This window comes from Pseudovibrio sp. SCP20, from assembly GCF_057774105.1.
In genome coordinates this window covers 1-20,574 of the sequence record NZ_JBYMDH010000007.1, presented here as the reverse complement: position 1 = coordinate 20,574, position 20,574 = coordinate 1, and the positions used below count along the sequence as shown (strand labels likewise).

Sequence of the window (20,574 nt, the reverse complement as noted above, 5' to 3'; positions counted from 1 at the left end):
GTGTTTGCCTGCAAAGTGCTTTTGGCCCTCGCTAAAACAAGTGGCCAGCCTTACTGGTTGCCGCGTTCTTTTCTCAATCGATCCCAATAGCTCAAGCGCTTCTGAATATCGCGCTCAAACCCACGAGCATTCGGCTCATAGTACTTCTGCCGGCCCATTTTCTCAGGGAAATAGTCCTGACCAGAGAACGCATCCGGCTCATCATGGTCATACCGGTAGCTTGCACCGTATCCCATCTTCTTCATCATGGTCGTTGGCGCATTGAGAATATGCTTTGGCGGTACCAAAGATCCATGCTCCCGCGCATCCATACGCGCAGCTTTATAGGCCAGATAAGACGCATTGGACTTGGGAGCTGTCGCCAGATAAACCGCAGCCTGCGCAAGCGCATACTCCCCTTCTGGAGAGCCAACCAGCTGATAAGCATGACGCGCCGCATTCACCTGCACCAACGCATTCGGATCAGCCATGCCAATGTCTTCAGAGGCCATCACCGTCAGGCGGCGAATAATGTAAAGCGGATCTTCCCCGCCCTCCAGCATGCGGCACATCCAATAAAGCGCAGCATCCGGATCTGACCCGCGAATGGATTTATGCAGCGCTGAGATGAGATTGTAGTGACCATCCTTGGTCTTGTCGTAGATCGGCGCCCGGCGCTGAACCACCTCAGCAAGGCGCTCAGTGTCAAACACCTCATCCTCACCAGCTGTCCGCCAGACATCCTCAGCCAATGTCAGTGCAGAACGACCATCCCCGTCGGCCATCCGAACAAGCGAAAGACGTGCTTCCTCATCCAGAGGCAACTCACGCCCCATCTCCTCTTCTGCCCGCTTGAGCAGGTCAATCAAGGCATCTTCATTGAGCGATTGGAAAGTGAGTACATGAGAGCGTGACAGCAACGCCGCATTCAGCTCAAAACTTGGGTTCTCGGTTGTCGCCCCAACCAGCGTGATGGTGCCATCTTCCATCACAGGCAAAAAACTATCCAACTGCGCACGGTTGAAGCGATGAATCTCGTCTACAAACAACAATGTCCGCTTGCCAGAGATCCGCCGTCCTTTGGCGCGTTCAAAGCATTTCTTCAGATCCGCAACACCGGAAAAGATCGCAGAGATCTGTTCAAATTCCAGATCCGTTGCATCAGCAAGCAGTCGGGCCACGGTGGTCTTACCAGTCCCCGGAGGGCCCCAGAAGATGAGAGACCCAAGAGAGCCGGAACGCAGCATACGGCTTAAAATACCATCTTCACCCAGCAGGTGGCCTTGCCCGACAACATCCTCCAGAACACGAGGCCGCATGCGGTCAGCAAGCGGCCTGTCTTCCAGTTGATCCATCCCATTGGCGGAAAACAGATCACTCATGGTCTCTCAATATTCCTCTGCGCAAGCCTTGAAGCTGTAAACGCTTCAGGACTGCATTATCGCAAACTTACCTGCCGCAGCTGACCATCACGCTTGAAGGTGATGTTCCACGTACGCTGACGCTTGGCTGTCAGCTTGGAAAGGTCTTTGGTGCTTGTCACTTCTGCACCATTGATCTCAACCACGATATCACCGGGTTTGAAGCCGACATAGGCAGCATTACTACGCGCCTGAATATCAGCAATCACAACACCAGAGAACTCGTTGTACATACGCAGCTCTTCAGCCACGGCCGGAGAAAGATTCATAACCCGAACACCCGTAAATGGCGAGTTCCCTTTGATCTCCCGTGTGTCTCTTGCCACAGTTTCCGGCGCACGCTCCAGGCTGATTTCAACCATGAACGGCTCTCCACCGCGCATCACCTCAAATTTGGTGGTGCCGCCAACCTTCTTGGTGGCAAGGCGATAGCCATAAGCATCCGGATCATCAACCTCTGTGCCTCCGACAGAAAGGATCAGGTCACCAACGCGAATCCCAGCACGGTCAGCCGGGCTACCATCCTGAATACGCGTCACAAGCACACCGCTCGGACGCTCCAGACCTAAGCTTGCTGCAATATCAGAACTGACAGGCTGCACGCTGGTGCCAACCCACGGGCGCCGCACGATACCGCCATCATCCGCAGCAGAGGCAACCACTTCCACCATATTCGCCGGGATCGCAAAGCCGATACCATTGGAACCGCCAGAACGAGAGAAGATCGCCGTATTCACACCAACCAAACGCCCTTTCAGATCAACCAGTGCACCACCGGAGTTACCCGGGTTGATGGCAGCGTCGGTCTGGATGAAGAACTGATAGTCAGAGACACCCACCTGATTGCGCGCCACGGCTGATACAATGCCCTGCGTCACGGTCTGGCCAACCCCAAACGGGTTACCGATGGCAAGCACAAGATCACCAACCTCAAGCCCATCAGAATCAGCGAATGGTACAACTGGGAAGGCACCATCAGGATCTCGTACCTTCAACACAGCAAGATCAGTGCGCTCATCCATGAGGATGATATCTGCATCAAACTCACGGCGATCAGACAGCGCGACGCGAACCTCATCAGCACCCGCAATCACGTGATGGTTGGTAATGATCGTTCCATCTTCAGAAACAATCACACCGGACCCCAGAGAGCTCTGAACACGGCTGCGGGAACGTGGGGCAAAGCGATCTGACTGTTCCCCAAAGAAACGGCGGAAGAACGGGTCATCAAAGAACGGAGAAACTCTGCGACGTTCCTGAACAGTGCGGCTGGCATAAACGTTCACCACCGCTGGTGCCACTTTCTTCACAACTGGGGCGAAGGAAAGCGAAATCTCGGCTTGTGATGAGGGAACAGTCTTCTCATTGGCCAGCGCGCCTGCACCTTGTGACGCAATCACGCCAGATGCACCAAGAACCGCACAAAGAACCAAGTGAGCAGCAGACTTCCTGATTTGACCCATTCTTAAATCCCTTCGGCAAGAGCCCCCACGTCAAAATGATTTTCTTTCAAAAAATTCGGGAGCAGCAGGTTACAGATAAGTCTGCAATATGGAAATGAAAAGGCCAATCTGTCGGTTTTAGGCAGCCAGCTCGTATCCCCGAAAACTCCATGTGGATTTACGGCTTATGGCATTTTGCTTGGCACCAATCACCCATGCCTCCACAAACGCAAAACGCCGGGTCTCCCCGGCGCTTCACTAATCTTCATAGGAACTGGCAGGTATTAAGCTGCTCTGATGTTCTCAAGGTATTCTTCAACCATCACCTTCAGCTCTTCAGACTGATGGGTCAGCTGGTTTGCAGCACCAAGAACATTTTCCGCTTCATGACCAGCATCACTTGCAATCATGCTCACACGGGTGATGGCCTGAGCCACTTCAGAACTACCGGAAGTCACCTGCTGAATGTTGCTGGAGATATCAGTTGCAGTCACCGCCTGTTCCTGAACAGCACCAGCAATCGCGGTGGCCGCTTCATTCACATCAGCAATAACAGTGCTGATTTCCTTGATGGCTTCAACAGCCTTCTCGGTTTCAGCCTGAACGGACTGGATCTGAACACTGATCTCGCCAGTCGCCTGACCAGTCTGGTTCGCAAGTCCCTTCACTTCAGATGCAACAACCGCAAAGCCCTTACCAGCCTCACCAGCACGTGCAGCCTCAATGGTAGCGTTCAGTGCCAGCAGGTTGGTCTGATCTGCAATGTCATTGATCAGGGAAACAACTTCACCAATACGCTGAGCAGCTTCCATCAGCCCGTTAACGGAGACCTCAGCCGCAGCAGCCTTCTCAGCTGCCTGCTTGGACACGTCAGCGGAACGACGAACCTCACGGTCGATCTCACCAACCGTTGCAGAAAGCTCTTCAGCAGCGCCAGCAACAGCCTGAAGGTTCATCAGAGACTGCTCAGAAGCAGAAGACACAGTCTGCGCTTCAGTATTGGTCTGCTCAGAGATGCTTGCCATGCTCTTCGCAGTACTTTCCAGATTGCCACCAGCATCAGTCACAGTGGTCAGGATATCACGAACGCCCACATCGAAGCTCTCGTTCAGAGCGTCGACACGCTTCACACGTTCTTCCTGTTCCTGCTGTTCCCTCTCCTGCTTCTCATCCAGCTCTTTTGCACGAACCAGACCAGCCTGGAAGGACTTCACTGCACGGCCAATGTCGCCGATCTCATCCTTGCGCTGAGCAGAGATGATCTCAACATCCAGATTACCGTTAGCGATCTGCTTCAGGTTGAAGGACAGACGATTGAGCGGAGTAGACAGGCTACGTGCCATGAAGATGCCGATCGCAGCAACAACAGCCAGAACGATCAGGCCACTGATGATGATCTCTTTGGCAAGCGCATGAACCACAGCCAGTGCTTCGCTCACGCTTGTCTTTGCAACAATAACGGTTGGAAGTTTCTCGAAGCCAAGTGGCAGCGCCAGAACGAACTGCTCCTGAACCTCAGCAAAGCCCACATTGGTTTCTGGGTTAGCACGCAGATCTGCCACAACCTTCTCAACAACCTCAGGATCGTCCTTCTTCACCAACGCAGTTGGAACATCAGAAAGAGCCTGGTTGGAAAGAATGGTGCCATCGATGCGCGCCAGATAGGTCTGACCAGTCTCACCCATGTTCTCACGATTTTGCAGAACGCTATCGAAGAAGGAAGAGTCCAGACGTACTGTGATCACACCTTTGAAGACAACCTGACTGAAGTCTTCGACAAACACGGGTGCAGAAATCAGAAGGGAAGCAGCATTTCCGTCCGGCTCATACTGAGCAATCTCGGAATAGATCACATCGCCTTCAGACGCTTTCGCTGCTTTGTTGAACTCCTGGCTCAACAGAGATCCAGAAAGCTTTCCTTCTTTCACACTCTCAAGAAACTCAGAGGACTTTGTCGCGGAGTAGATCACCAGACCATTTGCGTCCATGATCAGAATATCCGCATATCCGCCGCCGGTGACACTGGCAACGAAGTCTGGATGAACCACCGCATGGCGCCAGGAATAAAGTGTCTTGTTGCCGTTACCGGTCAGCTGCAAACGCTCGGCAGCTGAAGATCCACTCTTCTGGAAATAGCCAAGGATGTCTTCCTTGTCAGCACTCAGAGAGTCCATGGATGCCAGCAGATCAGTCATCGCAACGCGCATAGCGTTACTCTTAACCAGACGCTTGATATCACTATCAACACGCTCAAGCTTCTCATCGAGTGTATCCCGACGAGCCTGAGCCACAAGAACCAGCTGTTTCTTGCTTGCTTCAGTCAGCGCGCTTTCCGCACGCGTATACCCAAGGAATGCCACGACGGCACTCGCAATAATTGCAAGTCCAACCATGATGAATGGAAGACGAACAGCAATACGATTAAAATAATTTTTGACTCTTGGTGAGGATACAGAGCCGCTCTCATCAGATTTAGAACGCATATTAGCCCCCGAGTAATACGTTGGGAGCATAGTCAGGCCATAGTGTTAATCTCTGCTTAAAACAAATATTTAAAATGCTTTTCAAATCGAAGAAATCTTAAAATACCAAAGCCATTTAGCCGAATTTCTTCACGCAGCTAGTCTCTTTCTCCACCAGCCTAAGTTGCAATGCCTAGCGCACAATGTGCACCGCAGGCCGATCCCGTTCCACCTGATAAAACTGCCCTAACGCAACCCTGTGATCCCTTCAGGATTCTCGATTTCAGGCGTCCTCAAGGTGAAATTCGTTCAGGCAATAAAAAAGGGTGCCCGGAGGCACCCTTCTTAAAATCGCATTTGCGAAAAGCTTATGCAGCAGCTTCAGTTGCTTCCGCAGCTTCTTCTGCTTCAACGCGTGCACGGTCTGCAGCGCCTTTAGCTTCTACGTCGCGGTCAACCAGCTCGATAACAGCCATTGGTGCGTTGTCACCATGACGGAAGCCAGCTTTCAATACGCGAGCGTAACCACCCTGACGGTCCGCATAACGCTCTGCGAGGGTATCAAACAGCTTGGATACCATTGCAGTGTCACGGATCTGGGAAATTGCTTGACGACGTGCATGCAGGTCGCCGCGCTTGCCCAGAGTGATGAGCTTTTCGATGATTGGACGCATCTCTTTTGCTTTCGGAAGCGTCGTTACAATCTGCTCATGCTGGATGAGCGAAGCTGCCATGTTAGCGAACATCGCTTTACGGTGGCTTGACGTCCGATTGAGCTTGCGGCCGGATTTACCGTGGCGCATGGCCCTCTCCTTTGTTAAGTCAATTGCGATCTGCTTCAGACCGCCGGAACCTCATGCGAAGCACTCGGCTCCTGTTCCTTTAATATTGGTGGTCTTCGTAGCGCTTAGCGAGCTCATCGATATTTTCTGGTGGCCAGTTTGCCACTTCCATACCGAGATGCAGACCCATCTGCGCCAGAACTTCTTTGATCTCGTTGAGAGACTTACGACCGAAGTTCGGTGTGCGAAGCATTTCTGCTTCTGTCTTCTGAATGAGATCGCCAATATATACGATATTGTCGTTCTTCAGGCAGTTTGCCGAACGTACAGACAACTCGAGCTCATCAACCTTCTTCAGCAGTGCTGGGTTGAACGCAAGTTCTGCAACTGTGTCTTCCTGAACTTCACGCTGTGGCTCTTCGAAGTTAACGAAGATAGACAGCTGATCCTGCAGGATACGAGCAGCGAATGCTACTGCATCTTCAGGGATCACAGATCCGTCAGTTTCTACAGTCAAAGTCAGCTTATCATAGTCAAGAACCTGACCTTCACGGGTGTTCTCAACCTTGTAAGAAACCTTCTTAACCGGAGAATACAGGCTGTCAACCGGAATCAGGCCGATTGGAGCGTCTTCTGGGCGGTTAGCGGCAGCAGGAACATAACCCTTGCCAGTGTTAACAGTGAATTCGATGCGAACTTCCGCACCTTCATCAAGGTTACACAGCAGCAGACCTGGGTTAAGAACCTCAATGTCACCTACAGTTTCAATGTCACCAGCGTAGACCGCACCTGGACCCTGCTTACGCAGAACCATACGCTTTGGTCCCTCGCCTTCCATGCGAAGCGCTACTTCCTTGATGTTCAGAATGATGTCGGTCACATCTTCACGAACGCCAGGAATAGATGAGAACTCATGGAGAACGCCATCGATCTGAACAGCGGTCACTGCAGCACCCTGAAGGGAGCTCAGCAGAACGCGGCGCAGTGCGTTGCCAAGAGTAAGGCCGTAGCCACGCTCAAGCGGTTCTGCAATCACAGAAGCCTTGAAGCGTGCATCATCGCCAGCACGAATGTCGAGTTTGGTTGGCTTGATAAGCTCTTGCCAGTTTTTCTGAATTGTCACGTTTAAATACCCTCTGGCTATCCCGTAGGCCTAATGGCCAACAATTCCTTGCCTGGGTGGAAAACTTGCCTAACGAACTGTTAGACGCGGCGACGCTTGCGTGGACGGCAACCGTTGTGCGGGATCGGAGTTACATCACGGATAGATGTAATAACGAAACCAGCAGCCTGAAGCGCACGCAGAGCGGATTCACGTCCAGAACCTGGACCACGTACTTCTACTTCGAGAGTACGCATGCCGTGTTCAGCAGCCTTACGACCAGCGTCTTCGGCAGCGACCTGTGCAGCATAAGGGGTAGACTTACGAGAACCCTTAAAGCCGAGCGCGCCGGCAGACGACCAAGAGATCGCGTTGCCCTGAGCATCGGTGATGGTGATCATGGTGTTGTTGAACGTAGAGTTCACATGCGCGACACCAGAAGAAATGTTCTTCCGTTCGCGACGACGCACACGCGTCGAATCTTTAGCCATTCTATTTCCTAACTTCGATATCTTCACCGCCGTAGTGCGGCGGCTCCACCGGATAACCGGCTAATTACTTCTTCTTACCAGCGATCGCTTTTGCAGGACCCTTACGGGTACGAGCGTTGGTATGAGTGCGCTGACCACGAACAGGAAGACCACGACGGTGGCGAAGGCCACGGTAGCAACCAAGGTCCATGAGACGCTTAATGTTCATTGCAGTTTCACGACGAAGATCACCTTCTACGGTGTACTCAGCGTCGATTGCTTCACGGATTTTCAGAACTTCTGCGTCAGAAAGTTCGTTAACACGACGTTCTGCAGCAATACCAACTTTGTCGGTGATTTCCTGCGCAAACTTCGCGCCAATGCCATGAATGTACTGCAGCGCGATAACTACGCGCTTATTCGTCGGAAGGTTGACGCCAGCAATACGTGCCACGTTTATTTTCTCCAATTACGAGGGAACGGTTGTCCCCTCTCCCATTTTTTGCCGATAACACACCAACAACCTGGCAGGTTGAAGGCGCACCATCACACAGCAAAAAGATCAGCCTCGGTTTCCCAAGGAAAACCGGCGCCAATCGATTATGGTGTCGATGTGCGCCGGCTATACTTTATTATAAAGGCAAGCGCAAGCGCCTGCCTTCAAAAAGCACGGATTAAACCGTGCTCAAAATCGTATCGATCTCTGCAGCGACTTCGTCAACGGACTTCATGCCATCAACGGTCATCAGCATGTTCCGCTCACCGTAGTACTGAATGAGAGGAGCTGTTTGCTCGTTGTACACTGCAAGACGCTTCTTCAAAGACTCTGCATTGTCATCGGAACGTACTTCAGCACTCTCACGAGCACGGGTTTCAATACGTTCAAGAAGGATACCTTCGTCAACTTTCAGCTGAACAACAGCATCAAGTCTCTGGTTCTTCTTCTCAAGCAGTTCGCCAAGAGCGTCAGCCTGAGCAATGGTGCGTGGGAAACCGTCAAGGATAAAACCTTTTGCGCAATCAGCCTGATCAATACGATCAGAAATGATGGAGCAAATCAGGTCATCAGATACCAGTTCGCCACGTGTCAGAACATCTTTGACCTTCAAGCCGACTTCGGTTTCAGCCGCTACAGCTGCACGAAGCATGTCGCCAGTGGAAAGCTGAACAATACCATGCGCCGCAACAAGTCGACCTGCCTGAGTGCCTTTACCAGCACCAGGAGGGCCAAGAAGAATCAATCTCATCTACGTTTCCCCCTCAACTTCGTCTTCTTCACCAAGCCCTCGTACTGATGAGCAAGAAGGTGTCCCTGGATCTGAGAAACGGTATCCATGGTGACGCTAACAACAATGAGCAGAGACGTACCACCGAAGTAGAACGGCACACCCGTTGCTGAGATCAGGAACTCTGGCAACAAACAAATGAGAGTAATGTATATTGCACCGACAACCGTAATGCGAGTTAGCACATGGTCAATGTACTGCGCCGTACGTTCGCCTGGACGGATCCCTGGAATGAAGCCACCATGCTTCTTGAGGTTGTCTGCAGTCTCCGACGGATTGAAAACAATCGCAGTGTAGAAGAAGCAGAAAAAGATGATTAGTGCTGCATAAAGAACCATGTACGCTGGTTGACCGTGACCCAGCAACGCAGTGACAGTCGTCAACCACGCCATAGAACCAGTGGAATCACCGGTCTGGAAACTGGAAACAGTCGCTGGTACCAGCAACAAGGAGCTTGCAAAAATCGGTGGAATAACACCTGCCGTATTGAGTTTGAGTGGCAGGAACGAAGTGTTCCCCTCAAACATCTTATTGCCCTGCTGACGACGTGGATACTGAATCAGCAAGCGACGCTGTGCACGTTCCATGAATACGATAACGCCGATAACCACAACGGACAGTACAACAACTGCCAGAATGATCGGAGTTGCAAGAGCACCCTGACGACCAAGTTCCAAAGTGGAAGCAATCGCAGAAGGAAGCCCGGCAACAATACCGGCGAAAATGATCAAAGAAATGCCGTTACCAATGCCGCGTGAGGTGATTTGCTCACCCAGCCACATCAGGAACATAGTACCACCAACAAGGGTAAGAACTGTTGCAATACGGAAGAACCAGCCCGGATCGATAACAATGTTCGTGCCGGCTTCAAGACCAACGGAAATACCGTAAGCCTGGAAGGTCGCCAGAATCACTGTACCAAAACGTGTGTACTGGTTGATTTTTTTCCGGCCCTGCTCACCCTCTTTCTTCAGCTGTTCCAGTGTAGGAACAACGGAAGTCATCAGCTGGATGATAATCGACGCAGAAATGTAAGGCATGATGCCGAGGGCAAAAATAGCCATACGCTCGACAGCACCACCGGAAAACATATTAAACAGGCCAACAATGCCAGTCTGTACGTTTCCGAAGGCCTGTGCGAGCGCGTCAGGATTAATTCCAGGCAGAGGGATATAGGTTCCGAATCGATAAACCAAAAGCGCGCCTAGCGTGAACCAGATTCGCTTCTTCAGTTCCTCGGCTTTAGCAAAGGCAGAAAAGTTAAGGTTTGAAGCAAGTTGCTCGGCTGCAGAAGCCATTCCGCGCTCCGGTCAGTTTGGATACACCCCGAAAAAAAGACAAGGCTGTTAAGCCTTGCCTTCCTTGATTACGACCTTGCCGCCTGCTTTTTCAACTGCTGCAACAGCAGTTTTGGAAGCGCCAGCAATTTCGAATGTTACAGCGGTTTTCAGTTCACCGTCGGACAGCAGACGAACGCCATCCAGAACGCGGCGAACAACGCCAGCTGCTACAAGTGCTTCAACAGTAACCGGTGCGGAAGCGTCAAGCTTGCCTGCATCGATAGCTGTCTGAACACGACCCAAGGACACGATGTTCAGGTCCTTAGCAAAGATGTTGGTGAAGCCGCGCTTAGGAAGACGACGATGCAATGGCATCTGGCCGCCTTCAAAGCCCTTGATAGCAACACCCGAACGGGACTTCTGACCTTTGACACCACGGCCACCGGTCTTGCCCTTACCAGAACCGATACCGCGACCTACGCGGGTACGATCCTGACTTGCACCCGGGTTATCCCGGAGTTCGTTGAGCTTCATGATAGTTCTCCCGGTCCGCTTATGCTTCGTCTACAACGCGAACCAGATGCTGAACCTTGCGGATCATGCCACGTACTTCTGGAGTGTCCTTCAGAGTACGACGACGATGCATCTTGTTCAGGCCCAGACCAACCAGCGTTGCGCGCTGATCAGCAGGACGGCGAAGCGGGCTACCGATCTGTTCGACTGTTACAGTCTTTTCAGTATTAGCCATGACACTAACCCTTGTTCTTCAGTCAGCAAAGCTAAGGCTTACGCCTCAGCCTTTACTGGTGCCGCATCATCGTTGTCACGACGACGAGCCTGCAAGGAAGATACCTTGAGACCACGACGTGCTGCAACAGAACGCGGGCTGTCTTCTTTTTTCAGCGCATCGAAGGTTGCACGAACCATGTTGTACGGGTTGGAAGTACCGAGGGACTTCGCAACAACGTCCTGAACACCAAGTGTTTCGAACACCGCACGCATTGGACCACCAGCAATGATACCGGTACCAGCAGGAGCTGCACGAAGTACAACTTTACCTGCGCCGTGACGGCCTTCAACATCGTGGTGAAGAGTACGACCTTCACGAAGTGGTACACGAACCATAGTACGCTTAGCAGCTTCAGTTGCTTTACGGATGGCTTCAGGCACTTCGCGAGCCTTACCGTGACCAAAGCCTACACGGCCCTTCTGGTCACCTACTACTACAAGAGCAGCGAAGCCGAAGCGACGGCCACCCTTAACTACTTTAGCGACGCGGTTGATGTGAACAAGCTTATCGACAAATTCGCTGTCGCGCTCTTCACGATCCCGATTATCCTGTCTCGCCATAATAATGTTTCCCGTTCTCTAGGAGCACCTACAGGCGCCGATCAGAAGTTCAGACCGCCTTCACGTGCTGCATCTGCCAGGGCCTTTACACGGCCATGATAGATGTAACCACCACGATCAAACACGACTTCTTTAATGCCAGCAGCAATAGCGCGTTCAGCAATCAGCTTACCAACTACAGCAGCAGCATCTTTGTTGCCGCCGTATTCTACTTTTACGTCTTTCTCAATGGTAGACGCAGAAGCAAGGGTCACACCCTTGGAATCGTCGATGATCTGAGCGTAAATCTGCTTGGATGAGCGGAAAACGGACAGTCGAGGACGACCATTCGCTACCTTTTGGATCGAACGGCGCACACGGGCGCGACGACGTTCGAAAGAATTTCCATTCGCCATGGTCCGTACCGTTACTTCTTCTTGCCTTCTTTACGAACGATGAACTCGTCCGCATAACGAATACCCTTGCCTTTATATGGCTCAGGTGGGCGATATTCACGAATGTTCGCGGCTACCTGCCCAATCTGCTGCTTGTTAATGCCGTTGATGACAATTTCTGTCGGCTTCGGGCATTTGATTTCTACACCCTCAGGAATGTCGAACTTGACATCGTGAGAGAAACCAAGAGCAAGATTAAGAGTTTTGCCTTGAACCTGTGCACGGTAACCAACACCGGTAATCGCCAGCTGCTTTTCGAAGCCGGAGGTCACACCTGTGATGAGGTTAGCGACCATGGTGCGGGACATACCCCACATAGAACGCGCAGTCTTGGACTGGTTGCGCGGATCAAGACGGATACCATCATCCGTCATTTCGACCGAAACGAGATCGTTGACCACGAAGGAGAGTTCCCCCTTCGGGCCTTTTACGATAACATCCTGGCCGTTGATCGTTGCCGTTACCCCGCTAGGCACAGGGACTGGCTTCTTGCCAATTCGAGACATAAGATCAACCTGTCTGTTATTTTGTTAAATCGTGCAATGCCGCGTCAGAAGACGCGGCAGAGTACTTCACCACCCACATTTTTCTCACGTGCATCGTGGTCTGCCATAACGCCCTGAGGAGTTGACAGAATAGATACACCCAAGCCGTTTGCAACGTGTGGGATGTTCTTGACTGAAGAGTACACGCGACGACCAGGCTTAGATACGCGCTCAATGGTGCGGATCACTGGTTCGCCATCAAAGTACTTCAGTTCAATTTCAAGTTCGGACTTGCCTGCACCGAAGTCAACAGCGGTGTAACCGCGGATGTAACCTTCAGAAATCAGAACGTCCAGGATGCGAGCGCGCAACTTAGAAGCAGGTGTGCTTACTTTAGATTTGCGACGCATCTGCGCATTACGGATGCGCGTGATCATATCCCCGACTGGATCGGAAATCGACATAGCAGTAACTCCTTACCAGCTCGACTTCACGAGACCCGGGATCTTGCCCAGGGAACCCAACTCACGAAGCGCAATACGCGACATCTTAAGCTTGCGGTAGTAACCGCGTGGGCGACCTGTGACTTCACACCGGTTGCGTACCCGTGTAGGCGCGGAATTGCGCGGCAGCTTAGCAAGCTTAAGCCGTGCATTGAAACGCTCCTCAAGGGACAAGCTCTCGTCTTTGGCCATGGCCTTCAGGGCAGCACGCTTGTCAGCAAATTTGCTAACAAGAGCTACGCGCCGCTTGTTTTTCTCGACCGCGCTTTTCTTCGCCATCGTCTGTCCTCGTTCCTTTCCCGTATACCGCTATTATTTGCGGAACGGGAAGTTGAACGCGCGCAGCAGTTCACGCGCTTCGTCATCGGTTTTCGCTGTGGTACAAACAACAATGTCCATACCCCACATCTGATCTACTTTATCGTAGTCAATCTCTGGGAAGACAATGTGTTCTTTAAGGCCCATAGCGTAGTTGCCACGTCCGTCGAAGCTCTTCGGATTCAGGCCGCGGAAGTCACGTACGCGCGGAAGCGCGATGGTGATCAAACGATCCATGAATTCGAACATCTGGTTACGACGAAGTGTAACTTTAGTACCCAGTGGCATATCTTCACGAACCTTAAAGGTCGCGATAGATTTTCTAGCACGGGTAATAACCGCCTTTTGACCAGCAATCAAGCTCAGATCTTCAGCAGCGATACGAGCCTTCTTGCTGTCACCAACAGCTTCACCAACACCCATGTTCAAAACGATCTTTTCGACCGAAGGGATCATCATTGGGTTGGTGTAGTTAAACTTCTCCTGAAGCTGGCCACGCACTACATCATTGTAGTGCGCTTTCAGCCGTGGAGTGTAAGTAGCGTCAGCCATCAATCACGTCTCCTGAACGCTTGGCAACGCGTACAGTGTTGCCTGCTTCATTAGTCGTGAAACCGACGCGGGTCGGCTTGCCATCCTTAGGATCAGCAATGGCAATATTGGAAAGCTGAATTGGAGCTTCCTTTGTGATGATGCCACCCTCGCTCTGCTGGGTCTGGCGCTGGTGACGTTTCACCATGTTTACGCCACGCACGACAGCGCGGTTTTCGGATGGGATCATCTGGAGAACTTCCCCAGTCTTTCCTTTGTCACGACCGGCAATTACGACGACCTTGTCGCCCTTTTTGATCTTCGCGGGCATCAGAGCACCTCCGGCGCAAGCGAAATGATCTTCATGTGATTCTTGCCACGCAGTTCACGAGGAACTGGGCCAAAAATACGTGTTCCGATCGGTTCTTTGTTGTTGTTGATCAGCACAGCCGCGTTGCGGTCGAAGCGGATCACACTGCCGTCTGCACGACGGATGTCTTTAGCCGTGCGCACGACGACCGCTTTCATCACGTCGCCCTTTTTAACACGACCCCGCGGAATTGCTTCTTTGACGGAGACAACAATGATGTCGCCAACGCCAGCATACTTCCGTTTGGAGCCGCCGAGCACTTTGATGCACATGACACGACGCGCACCGCTGTTATCGGCAACGTCGAGGTTTGTTTGCATCTGAATCATGACTCGTCGCCTTGTTCTTTCTCAGCAATCTAAAAATTAGAAATGCTGGATGCGTTCACTAGCTCGCTGCTTCCGAAGAAACAACGGTCCATTTCTTATTCTTAGAGATTGGAGCACACTCTTCAATCTGAACTGTGTCGCCAACCTTGTAAGAATTATTTTCGTCATGTGCACGATACTTCTTCGTACGGCGCACAACTTTTTTCAGCAATGGGTGGGTAAAGCGACGCTCTACCTTAACCGTTACTGTCTTTTCGTTCGCATCGCTAACAACGACACCCTGCAAAATACGCTTTGGCATCATTAGCTCCTTATGCGTTGTCAGACACGCGCTTCTCGCGCAGTACTGTCTGGATCCGCGCGATGTCCCGGCGAACCTGACGAACACGAGCGGTGTTTTCGAGCTGACCGGTGGCCCGCTGGAAACGCAGGTTGAACTGTTCTTTTTTCAGTTCTTCCAGGTTTGCCTTGAGCTCATCAGAGGTCTTAGCTCTTACATCGGTAGCCTTCATGGCCTTTTCCTTTCGATGTCCGATTACTCGCCAATGCGCTGGACGAACCGGCACTTAATTGGGAGTTTTGCAGCGGCCAGACGCATTGCTTCACGAGCAATTTCTTCAGACACACCGTCCATTTCGAACATGATGCGACCAGGTTTAACCCGGCACGCCCAGTACTCAGGAGAACCTTTACCCTTACCCATACGGACTTCAGCCGGCTTGGAGGATACAGGAACATCCGGGAAGATTCTGATCCACACGCGACCCGCACGCTTCATGTAACGGGTCATTGCACGACGGGCAGCCTCAATCTGACGAGCGGTGATACGCTCTGGCTCCATGGCCTTAAGGCCGTAGGCGCCGAAATTGAGGTCCGTACCACCCTTGGCGTTGCCATGGATGCGGCCCTTGTGCTGCTTGCGGAACTTAGTACGCTTTGGTTGCAGCATAGCTTTTCTCTCGCTTAACTAGTTTAGCCGTTGGAGGCGCAGCTTATGCTGCGCGCTCACGACGACCGCCACCTTGGCGTTCGCTCTTGCCACCACCTTCGGTCGCACGACGTTCGGAAGCCATTGGATCATGCTCAAGGATTTCGCCCTTGAAGATCCAGACTTTCACGCCGCAAGCACCGTAAGCGGTGTGTGCAGTCGCGGTACCATAGTCGATGTCTGCACGAAGAGTGTGCAGTGGCACGCGACCTTCACGGTACCATTCGATACGTGCGATTTCCGCACCGCCCAGACGACCACCGCAGTTAATACGGATGCCCTGAGCGCCAAGACGCATTGCAGACTGAACTGCACGCTTCATGGCACGACGGAATGCTACACGACGCTCGAGCTGCTGAGCGATAGATGCCGCAACAAGCGCTGCATCTGTTTCCGGCTTGCGCACTTCAACGATGTTGAGGTGTACTTCGGAGTTAGTCATCGCGGACAGCTTCTTACGAAGACGCTCGATGTCTGCACCTTTTTTACCGATAACAACACCTGGACGACCAGAGTGGATAGTTACGCGGCACTTTTTGTGCGGACGTTCGATGACAACCTTAGAAACAGCAGCCTGCTTCAGTTCTTTGAGCAGGTATTCGCGAATGCGGAAATCTTCATGAAGAAGATCGCCATATTCGTTCTTGCTCGCGAACCAGCGGGAATCCCAGGTCCGGTTGATGCCAAGACGAAGGCCGATTGGATTAATCTTCTGACCCATCAGGCTGCCTCCTCAACTTCACGAACCACGATGGTCAGGTTGGAGAACGGCTTCAGAATCCGTCCTACACGACCACGGGCACGTGGCTGGAAACGCTTCATTACAAGCGCCTTGCCAACGAATGCCTCGGCGACGACAAGGTTGTCGACGTCGAGATCATGGTTGTTTTCAGCGTTTGCAATAGCAGACATCAGGCATTTCTTGACATCGCCAGAGATACGCTTGCGTGAGAAGGTCAGGTCAGCAAGAGCAGTACCAACCTTCTTACCGCGGATCGATGCAGCAACGAGATTGAGTTTCTGTGGAGAAACGCGCAGCATACGAGCTACTGCTTTAGCCTCATTGTCGGCGAGCGTCCGCTCATGCTTCTGCTTGCCCATCTTTATTTCCTCTTCGCCTTTTTGTCAGCGCCATGACCGTAGTAGGTGCGGCTTGGAGCGAATTCGCCCAGCTTGTGACCTACCATGTCTTCGCTGATCAAAACAGGAATGTGCTTTTGACCGTTGTAGACGCCAAAAGTCAACCCCACAAAGTGCGGAAGAATGGTGGAGCGGCGGCTCCAGGTCTTGATGACCTCGTTACGGCCGGACTCGCGAACCTTTTCCGCTTTCTTCAGGAGGTAACCGTCAATGAACGGCCCTTTCCAGATCGAACGTGCCACGATCCGTTCCCCTTACTTCTTCCGCGCATGACGTGAGCGTACGATAAACTTATCGCTAGCTTTATTACGTCGTGTGCGCTTACCTTTGGTCGGTTTACCCCAAGGAGTAACCGGATGACGTCCACCGGAAGTACGACCTTCACCACCACCGTGCGGGTGGTCGATCGGGTTCATAGCAACACCGCGAACGTGTGGGCGACGGCCCAGCCAACGAGAACGACCTGCTTTACCCAGGTTGATGTTAGCGTGATCCTGGTTTGATACTGCACCAACTGTGGCCATGCAGGTGCCGAGTACACGGCGCTGCTCACCAGACAGAAGACGGATTACAGTGTAACCAGCGTCACGACCAACGATCTGAGCGTAAGCACCAGCGGAGCGAGCGATCTGCGCGCCTTTACCTGGCTTCATCTCGATGTTGTGAATGATCGTACCGACTGGGATAGAAGCCAGTGGCATAGCGTTGCCCGGCTTAATGTCCACAGCTTCACCAGCAATGATCTTGTCGCCAGCAGCAAGACGCTGTGGAGCCAGGATGTATGCCTGCTCACCATCATCATAAGTGATGAGAGCGATGAAAGCGGTACGGTTTGGATCGTATTCCAGACGCTCAACAGTACCGACAACGTCGAATTTACGACGCTTGAAGTCGATCAGGCGGTAGGTACGCTTGTGACCACCACCAATGTTGTTTGCAGTCTTACGACCGTAGTTGTTACGACCACCGGACTTGGACAGACCTTCAGTCAATTTCTTGACTGGCTTGCCTTTCCAAAGATCAGAACGGTCTACCTGGACCAGCTGACGACGGCCAGGAGATGTCGGATTAAATGTCTTAAGTGCCATTTTGTCCTACCCCTTAAAGACCGGTCGTCACGTCGATGGACTGACCATCTTCCAGAGTGACCACAGCTTTTTTGAAGTCGTTCTGCTTGCCGACAACACCTTTGAAGCGCTTGGTTTTACCCTTGCGAACCAGTGTGTTGACTGCTTTGACTTTAACGCCAAACAGAGACTCAACAGCTGCTTTGATTTCCGGTTTAGTTGCGGTGAGAGCAACTTTGAAAACAACCTTGTTCTCTTCAGAAGCAAAAGTAGCTTTCTCAGTGATCACCGGAGATACGATTTTGTCGTAGTGAACGAGCTTGCTCATTAGAAGCGCTCCTCCAAAGCTGCAACTGCCGCTTTGGTCAGGACAAGCGTATCACGACGAAGAATGTCGTAAACGTTGATACCCTGAACTGGCAGTACATCTACGAGTGGAATGTTGCGAGTAGCCAAACCGAAGTTTGCATCTACTTCTGCACCGTCCACGAACAACGCACTGGTCAAACCGAGAGAACCGAGCTGTTCTTTCAGAGCCTTGGTTTTGGCTTCTGCTGCTTTTGCATCTTCAACAATATAGAGATTGCCGGAAGCTGCTTTTGCAGACAGGGCATGCTTCAGACCCAGAGCACGAACCTTCTTAGGAAGATCGTGAGCGTGTTCACGCACAACTGGACCAAATGCCTTACCACCACCACGGAACTGAGGAGCTTTACGGTTACCGTGACGTGCGCCGCCAGAGCCTTTCTGGCGTACGAATTTTTTGGTGGTACCGTTTACCTCTGAGCGACCCAGAGATTTATGAGTACCAGCCTGGCGCTTTGCAAGCTGCCAGCGAACAACGCGCTGGATCAGGTCAATACGTGGCTCGAGACCGAAGATCTCGTCAGACACTGTGATCGAACCCGCAGCTTTGCCGCCGAGGGTTTTAACCTCGAGTTCCATCACTCACCTTCCTTCCCAGCTTCAGCCGCTGCAACAGCAGAGTTCTGACGGAATGCACCTGGTACAGGAGCGTTCTCTGGCAGAGACTTCTTAATTGCATCACGAACCAGGATCCAACCGCCTTTAGAACCAGGAACGGAACCTTCAACCATGATCAGACCACGTTCTACGTCAGTACGTACAACTTTCAGGTTCTGAGTGGTGACGCGCTCTGCACCAAGGTGACCGGCCATTTTCTTGCCTTTGAACACCTTACCTGGATCCTGACACTGACCGGTAGAACCGTGCGCACGGTGTGAGATAGACACACCATGAGAAGCGCGACCACCACCGAAGTTGTGACGCTTCATCGCACCAGCAAAGCCCTTACCGATAGAGGTGCCGGTTACATCCACAAACTGACCGTTAAGGAAGTGGTCAGCAGTAAGCTCAGCACCAACTTCGATCATGTTTTCTTCAGAAACACGGAACTCAGCGAGTTTGCGCTTAGGCTCAACCTTTGCAACTGCAAAGTGGCCACGCATTGCGCGGTTCGTGTTCTTAACTTTTGCTGCACCTACGCCCAACTGAAGCGCAGTGTAGCCGTTCTTTTCTGCCGTCCGGTGAGCAACAACCTGACAGTTGTCTAGACGCAGTACTGTAACGGGCACGTGTTCACCTGCCTCGTTATAGATACGGGTCATACCCACCTTCTGTGCGATCACTCCAGAACGCATTACTGTGTCCCCTTGCCGCACTTAGAGCTTGATCTCGACGTCAACGCCAGCAGCCAGGTCGAGCTTCATCAAAGCATCTACTGTCTGTGGTGTTGGATCGACGATGTCGAGAAGGCGCTTATGAGTGCGCATTTCGAACTGATCGCGGCTCTTTTTATCAACATGCGGTCCGCGAAGTACGGTGTACTTCTCAATCCGCGTCGGCAACGGAACTGGCCCACGCACTTGCGCGCCGGTCCGTTTCGCCGTGTTCACGATTTCCTTAGTGGAAGCGTCAAGAACACGGTGATCAAACGCCTTCAGGCGGATCCGAATATTCTGACCGTTCATGACTAATCCTTAACTGAGTAAGGCGACTGCGGTTCAACATAAAGTCGAACCGCAGCCCAAACTCAATTCTTATTCGATGATTTCAGCTACAACGCCAGCGCCGACGGTACGACCGCCTTCGCGGATAGCGAAGCGCAGACCATCTTCCATAGCGATTGGCACGATAAGTTCAACTGAAACAGCAACGTTATCACCAGGCATCACCATTTCTGTGCCTTCTGGCAGAGAAACAACACCAGTCACGTCAGTTGTACGGAAGTAGAACTGTGGACGGTAGTTGGTGAAGAATGGGGTGTGACGACCACCTTCTTCTTTGGTGAGGATGTATGCCTCAGCTTTGAACTTGGTGTGAGGAGTAACGGAACCTGGCTTACACAGAACCTGGCCACGCTCAACCTCTTCACGACCAACACCACGGATCAGTGCACCAATGTTGTCGCCTGCTTCACCCTGATCGAGCAGCTTGCGGAACATTTCAACACCAGTAACAGTGGTTTTAGCTGTTTCTTTGATGCCGACGATCTCAACTTCATCACCAACGTGGATGATACCGCGCTCAACGCGACCGGTAACAACGGTACCACGACCGGAGATGGAGAACACGTCTTCGATTGGCATAAGGAATGCCTGATCGCGTGGACGGTCTGGAGTTGGGATGTACTCGTCTACTGCAGCCATCAGTTCAGCGATTTTCTCGGAACCAATGTTTGCATCGCGATCTTCCAGAGCTGCAAGAGCAGAACCAGCGATGATTGGAATATCGTCGCCTGGGAATTCGTAGGAAGACAGAAGTTCACGAACTTCCATTTCTACGAGCTCGAGAAGCTCTTCATCGTCAACCTGG

At 52.1% G+C, this 20,574-nt stretch carries 31 protein-coding genes; all 31 read right to left on the bottom strand.

The genetic code is table 11. The features are described from left to right. Positions 1 to 50: 50 nt before the first annotated feature. A complete protein-coding gene (locus AC3CB2_RS22245; protein ID WP_352936479.1) occupies positions 51 to 1,361 on the bottom strand; it encodes a replication-associated recombination protein A in 1,311 nt (436 codons plus the stop codon). A 56-nt stretch (positions 1,362 to 1,417) separates the two neighbouring features. Next, the gene (locus AC3CB2_RS22240) at positions 1,418 to 2,863 is read right to left on the bottom strand and encodes a Do family serine endopeptidase (protein ID WP_352936477.1); all 1,446 of its coding nucleotides are present in this window, start codon (positions 2,861 to 2,863) and stop codon (positions 1,418 to 1,420) included. A 263-nt stretch (positions 2,864 to 3,126) separates the two neighbouring features. After that, positions 3,127 to 5,325 (bottom strand): methyl-accepting chemotaxis protein, encoded by a 2,199-nt coding sequence (locus tag AC3CB2_RS22235; protein ID WP_054784771.1) that lies wholly within the window; start codon positions 5,323 to 5,325, stop codon positions 3,127 to 3,129. Positions 5,326 to 5,672: 347 nt separating this feature from the next. Continuing rightward, positions 5,673 to 6,107 carry a 50S ribosomal protein L17 gene (gene rplQ / locus AC3CB2_RS22230; RefSeq protein WP_037036236.1) on the bottom strand — a complete coding sequence of 145 codons (435 nt, stop codon included), beginning with the start codon at positions 6,105 to 6,107 and terminating at the stop codon, positions 5,673 to 5,675. 79 nt (positions 6,108 to 6,186) lie between these two features. Beyond that, positions 6,187 to 7,209 carry a DNA-directed RNA polymerase subunit alpha gene (locus AC3CB2_RS22225; protein WP_008547854.1) on the bottom strand — a complete coding sequence of 341 codons (1,023 nt, stop codon included), beginning with the start codon at positions 7,207 to 7,209 and terminating at the stop codon, positions 6,187 to 6,189. A gap of 80 nt (positions 7,210 to 7,289) precedes the next feature. Then, positions 7,290 to 7,679: a 30S ribosomal protein S11 gene (rpsK, locus tag AC3CB2_RS22220; RefSeq protein WP_037036234.1), complete on the bottom strand. Its 390-nt coding sequence runs from the start codon at positions 7,677 to 7,679 to the stop codon at positions 7,290 to 7,292. 64 nt (positions 7,680 to 7,743) lie between these two features. Continuing rightward, a complete protein-coding gene (gene rpsM / locus AC3CB2_RS22215; protein ID WP_008547985.1) occupies positions 7,744 to 8,112 on the bottom strand; it encodes a 30S ribosomal protein S13 in 369 nt (122 codons plus the stop codon). Between the two features lie 220 nt (positions 8,113 to 8,332). Continuing rightward, entirely contained in the window at positions 8,333 to 8,905 is a 573-nt protein-coding gene (locus AC3CB2_RS22210) for an adenylate kinase (RefSeq protein ID WP_008547880.1), read from the bottom strand. Then, positions 8,902 to 10,242: a preprotein translocase subunit SecY gene (gene secY, locus AC3CB2_RS22205; RefSeq protein WP_352936473.1), complete on the bottom strand. Its 1,341-nt coding sequence runs from the start codon at positions 10,240 to 10,242 to the stop codon at positions 8,902 to 8,904. The genes AC3CB2_RS22210 and secY overlap by 4 nt, the downstream gene beginning before the upstream one ends. 48 nt (positions 10,243 to 10,290) lie before the next feature. After that, entirely contained in the window at positions 10,291 to 10,758 is a 468-nt protein-coding gene (gene rplO, locus AC3CB2_RS22200) for a 50S ribosomal protein L15 (protein WP_008547624.1), read from the bottom strand. Between the two features lie 19 nt (positions 10,759 to 10,777). Then, entirely contained in the window at positions 10,778 to 10,972 is a 195-nt protein-coding gene (gene rpmD, locus AC3CB2_RS22195; RefSeq protein WP_008548093.1) for a 50S ribosomal protein L30, read from the bottom strand. 38 nt (positions 10,973 to 11,010) lie between these two features. Then, on the bottom strand, positions 11,011 to 11,574 hold the full coding sequence (gene rpsE / locus AC3CB2_RS22190; RefSeq protein WP_008548041.1) for a 30S ribosomal protein S5: 564 nt from the start codon (positions 11,572 to 11,574) through the stop codon (positions 11,011 to 11,013). 41 nt (positions 11,575 to 11,615) lie between these two features. Continuing rightward, the gene (rplR, locus tag AC3CB2_RS22185) at positions 11,616 to 11,969 is read right to left on the bottom strand and encodes a 50S ribosomal protein L18 (protein ID WP_008547748.1); all 354 of its coding nucleotides are present in this window, start codon (positions 11,967 to 11,969) and stop codon (positions 11,616 to 11,618) included. Between the two features lie 11 nt (positions 11,970 to 11,980). Next, entirely contained in the window at positions 11,981 to 12,514 is a 534-nt protein-coding gene (gene rplF / locus AC3CB2_RS22180; RefSeq protein WP_008547719.1) for a 50S ribosomal protein L6, read from the bottom strand. A gap of 44 nt (positions 12,515 to 12,558) precedes the next feature. Next, positions 12,559 to 12,957 (bottom strand): 30S ribosomal protein S8, encoded by a 399-nt coding sequence (gene rpsH, locus AC3CB2_RS22175; RefSeq protein WP_008548012.1) that lies wholly within the window; start codon positions 12,955 to 12,957, stop codon positions 12,559 to 12,561. A 12-nt stretch (positions 12,958 to 12,969) separates the two neighbouring features. After that, complete coding sequence (rpsN, locus tag AC3CB2_RS22170) at positions 12,970 to 13,275, bottom strand: 30S ribosomal protein S14 (protein ID WP_008547545.1); 306 nt, start codon at positions 13,273 to 13,275, stop codon at positions 12,970 to 12,972. Positions 13,276 to 13,308: 33 nt separating this feature from the next. After that, entirely contained in the window at positions 13,309 to 13,866 is a 558-nt protein-coding gene (rplE, locus tag AC3CB2_RS22165) for a 50S ribosomal protein L5 (protein WP_008547749.1), read from the bottom strand. Then, positions 13,859 to 14,176, bottom strand: coding sequence for a 50S ribosomal protein L24 (gene rplX, locus AC3CB2_RS22160; RefSeq protein WP_008547821.1), 318 nt, complete (start codon positions 14,174 to 14,176; stop codon positions 13,859 to 13,861). The genes rplE and rplX overlap by 8 nt, the downstream gene beginning before the upstream one ends. Beyond that, on the bottom strand, positions 14,176 to 14,544 hold the full coding sequence (rplN, locus tag AC3CB2_RS22155; RefSeq protein ID WP_008547447.1) for a 50S ribosomal protein L14: 369 nt from the start codon (positions 14,542 to 14,544) through the stop codon (positions 14,176 to 14,178). Before rplN ends, rplX begins: the two co-directional genes overlap by 1 nt. A 58-nt stretch (positions 14,545 to 14,602) precedes the next feature. Further along, positions 14,603 to 14,845, bottom strand: a complete 243-nt coding sequence (rpsQ, locus tag AC3CB2_RS22150) for a 30S ribosomal protein S17 (protein ID WP_037036314.1) — start codon at positions 14,843 to 14,845, stop codon at positions 14,603 to 14,605. Between the two features lie 10 nt (positions 14,846 to 14,855). Continuing rightward, complete coding sequence (gene rpmC / locus AC3CB2_RS22145) at positions 14,856 to 15,056, bottom strand: 50S ribosomal protein L29 (protein WP_008547599.1); 201 nt, start codon at positions 15,054 to 15,056, stop codon at positions 14,856 to 14,858. Between the two features lie 23 nt (positions 15,057 to 15,079). Further along, complete coding sequence (gene rplP / locus AC3CB2_RS22140) at positions 15,080 to 15,493, bottom strand: 50S ribosomal protein L16 (RefSeq protein ID WP_008547866.1); 414 nt, start codon at positions 15,491 to 15,493, stop codon at positions 15,080 to 15,082. Positions 15,494 to 15,536: 43 nt separating this feature from the next. Then, positions 15,537 to 16,253, bottom strand: coding sequence for a 30S ribosomal protein S3 (gene rpsC, locus AC3CB2_RS22135; protein ID WP_008548029.1), 717 nt, complete (start codon positions 16,251 to 16,253; stop codon positions 15,537 to 15,539). Then, complete coding sequence (gene rplV / locus AC3CB2_RS22130) at positions 16,253 to 16,633, bottom strand: 50S ribosomal protein L22 (RefSeq protein ID WP_008547759.1); 381 nt, start codon at positions 16,631 to 16,633, stop codon at positions 16,253 to 16,255. The genes rpsC and rplV overlap by 1 nt, the downstream gene beginning before the upstream one ends. A gap of 2 nt (positions 16,634 to 16,635) precedes the next feature. After that, the gene (gene rpsS / locus AC3CB2_RS22125) at positions 16,636 to 16,914 is read right to left on the bottom strand and encodes a 30S ribosomal protein S19 (protein WP_008547370.1); all 279 of its coding nucleotides are present in this window, start codon (positions 16,912 to 16,914) and stop codon (positions 16,636 to 16,638) included. Positions 16,915 to 16,926: 12 nt separating this feature from the next. Continuing rightward, positions 16,927 to 17,760, bottom strand: coding sequence for a 50S ribosomal protein L2 (gene rplB / locus AC3CB2_RS22120; RefSeq protein WP_008547462.1), 834 nt, complete (start codon positions 17,758 to 17,760; stop codon positions 16,927 to 16,929). Positions 17,761 to 17,773: 13 nt separating this feature from the next. Continuing rightward, positions 17,774 to 18,067 carry a 50S ribosomal protein L23 gene (locus AC3CB2_RS22115; protein ID WP_008547868.1) on the bottom strand — a complete coding sequence of 98 codons (294 nt, stop codon included), beginning with the start codon at positions 18,065 to 18,067 and terminating at the stop codon, positions 17,774 to 17,776. Continuing rightward, complete coding sequence (gene rplD, locus AC3CB2_RS22110; RefSeq protein WP_008547526.1) at positions 18,067 to 18,684, bottom strand: 50S ribosomal protein L4; 618 nt, start codon at positions 18,682 to 18,684, stop codon at positions 18,067 to 18,069. Before rplD ends, AC3CB2_RS22115 begins: the two co-directional genes overlap by 1 nt. Continuing rightward, positions 18,684 to 19,400, bottom strand: a complete 717-nt coding sequence (rplC, locus tag AC3CB2_RS22105) for a 50S ribosomal protein L3 (protein WP_014286298.1) — start codon at positions 19,398 to 19,400, stop codon at positions 18,684 to 18,686. Before rplC ends, rplD begins: the two co-directional genes overlap by 1 nt. A gap of 21 nt (positions 19,401 to 19,421) precedes the next feature. Further along, positions 19,422 to 19,730 carry a 30S ribosomal protein S10 gene (rpsJ, locus tag AC3CB2_RS22100; RefSeq protein ID WP_008547405.1) on the bottom strand — a complete coding sequence of 103 codons (309 nt, stop codon included), beginning with the start codon at positions 19,728 to 19,730 and terminating at the stop codon, positions 19,422 to 19,424. A gap of 69 nt (positions 19,731 to 19,799) precedes the next feature. Next, the coding region (locus AC3CB2_RS22095; protein ID WP_352936465.1) for an elongation factor Tu at positions 19,800 to 20,574 on the bottom strand (775 nt) is incomplete at its 5' end.

Bases quoted from the DNA above. Each gene is read 5' to 3' on its own strand.
- AC3CB2_RS22245 (WP_352936479.1), bottom strand. From the start codon at position 1,361: ATGAGTGATCTGTTTTCCGCCAATGGGATGGATCAACTGGAAGACAGG.
- AC3CB2_RS22240 (WP_352936477.1), bottom strand. From the start codon at position 2,863: ATGGGTCAAATCAGGAAGTCTGCTGCTCACTTGGTTCTTTGTGCGGTT.
- AC3CB2_RS22235 (WP_054784771.1), bottom strand. From the start codon at position 5,325: ATGCGTTCTAAATCTGATGAGAGCGGCTCTGTATCCTCACCAAGAGTC.
- rplQ (WP_037036236.1), bottom strand. From the start codon at position 6,107: ATGCGCCACGGTAAATCCGGCCGCAAGCTCAATCGGACGTCAAGCCAC.
- rpsK (WP_037036234.1), bottom strand. From the start codon at position 7,679: ATGGCTAAAGATTCGACGCGTGTGCGTCGTCGCGAACGGAAGAACATT.
- AC3CB2_RS22210 (WP_008547880.1), bottom strand. From the start codon at position 8,905: ATGAGATTGATTCTTCTTGGCCCTCCTGGTGCTGGTAAAGGCACTCAG.
- secY (WP_352936473.1), bottom strand. From the start codon at position 10,242: ATGGCTTCTGCAGCCGAGCAACTTGCTTCAAACCTTAACTTTTCTGCC.
- rplO (WP_008547624.1), bottom strand. From the start codon at position 10,758: ATGAAGCTCAACGAACTCCGGGATAACCCGGGTGCAAGTCAGGATCGT.
- rpmD (WP_008548093.1), bottom strand. From the start codon at position 10,972: ATGGCTAATACTGAAAAGACTGTAACAGTCGAACAGATCGGTAGCCCG.
- rpsE (WP_008548041.1), bottom strand. From the start codon at position 11,574: ATGGCGAGACAGGATAATCGGGATCGTGAAGAGCGCGACAGCGAATTT.
- rplR (WP_008547748.1), bottom strand. From the start codon at position 11,969: ATGGCGAATGGAAATTCTTTCGAACGTCGTCGCGCCCGTGTGCGCCGT.
- rplF (WP_008547719.1), bottom strand. From the start codon at position 12,514: ATGTCTCGAATTGGCAAGAAGCCAGTCCCTGTGCCTAGCGGGGTAACG.
- rpsH (WP_008548012.1), bottom strand. From the start codon at position 12,957: ATGTCGATTTCCGATCCAGTCGGGGATATGATCACGCGCATCCGTAAT.
- rpsN (WP_008547545.1), bottom strand. From the start codon at position 13,275: ATGGCGAAGAAAAGCGCGGTCGAGAAAAACAAGCGGCGCGTAGCTCTT.
- rplE (WP_008547749.1), bottom strand. From the start codon at position 13,866: ATGGCTGACGCTACTTACACTCCACGGCTGAAAGCGCACTACAATGAT.
- rplX (WP_008547821.1), bottom strand. From the start codon at position 14,176: ATGCCCGCGAAGATCAAAAAGGGCGACAAGGTCGTCGTAATTGCCGGT.
- rplN (WP_008547447.1), bottom strand. From the start codon at position 14,544: ATGATTCAGATGCAAACAAACCTCGACGTTGCCGATAACAGCGGTGCG.
- rpsQ (WP_037036314.1), bottom strand. From the start codon at position 14,845: ATGCCAAAGCGTATTTTGCAGGGTGTCGTTGTTAGCGATGCGAACGAA.
- rpmC (WP_008547599.1), bottom strand. From the start codon at position 15,056: ATGAAGGCTACCGATGTAAGAGCTAAGACCTCTGATGAGCTCAAGGCA.
- rplP (WP_008547866.1), bottom strand. From the start codon at position 15,493: ATGCTGCAACCAAAGCGTACTAAGTTCCGCAAGCAGCACAAGGGCCGC.
- rpsC (WP_008548029.1), bottom strand. From the start codon at position 16,253: ATGGGTCAGAAGATTAATCCAATCGGCCTTCGTCTTGGCATCAACCGG.
- rplV (WP_008547759.1), bottom strand. From the start codon at position 16,633: ATGGGCAAGCAGAAGCATGAGCGGACGCTCGCCGACAATGAGGCTAAA.
- rplB (WP_008547462.1), bottom strand. From the start codon at position 17,760: ATGGCACTTAAGACATTTAATCCGACATCTCCTGGCCGTCGTCAGCTG.
- AC3CB2_RS22115 (WP_008547868.1), bottom strand. From the start codon at position 18,067: ATGAGCAAGCTCGTTCACTACGACAAAATCGTATCTCCGGTGATCACT.
- rplD (WP_008547526.1), bottom strand. From the start codon at position 18,684: ATGGAACTCGAGGTTAAAACCCTCGGCGGCAAAGCTGCGGGTTCGATC.
- rplC (WP_014286298.1), bottom strand. From the start codon at position 19,400: ATGCGTTCTGGAGTGATCGCACAGAAGGTGGGTATGACCCGTATCTAT.
- rpsJ (WP_008547405.1), bottom strand. From the start codon at position 19,730: ATGAACGGTCAGAATATTCGGATCCGCCTGAAGGCGTTTGATCACCGT.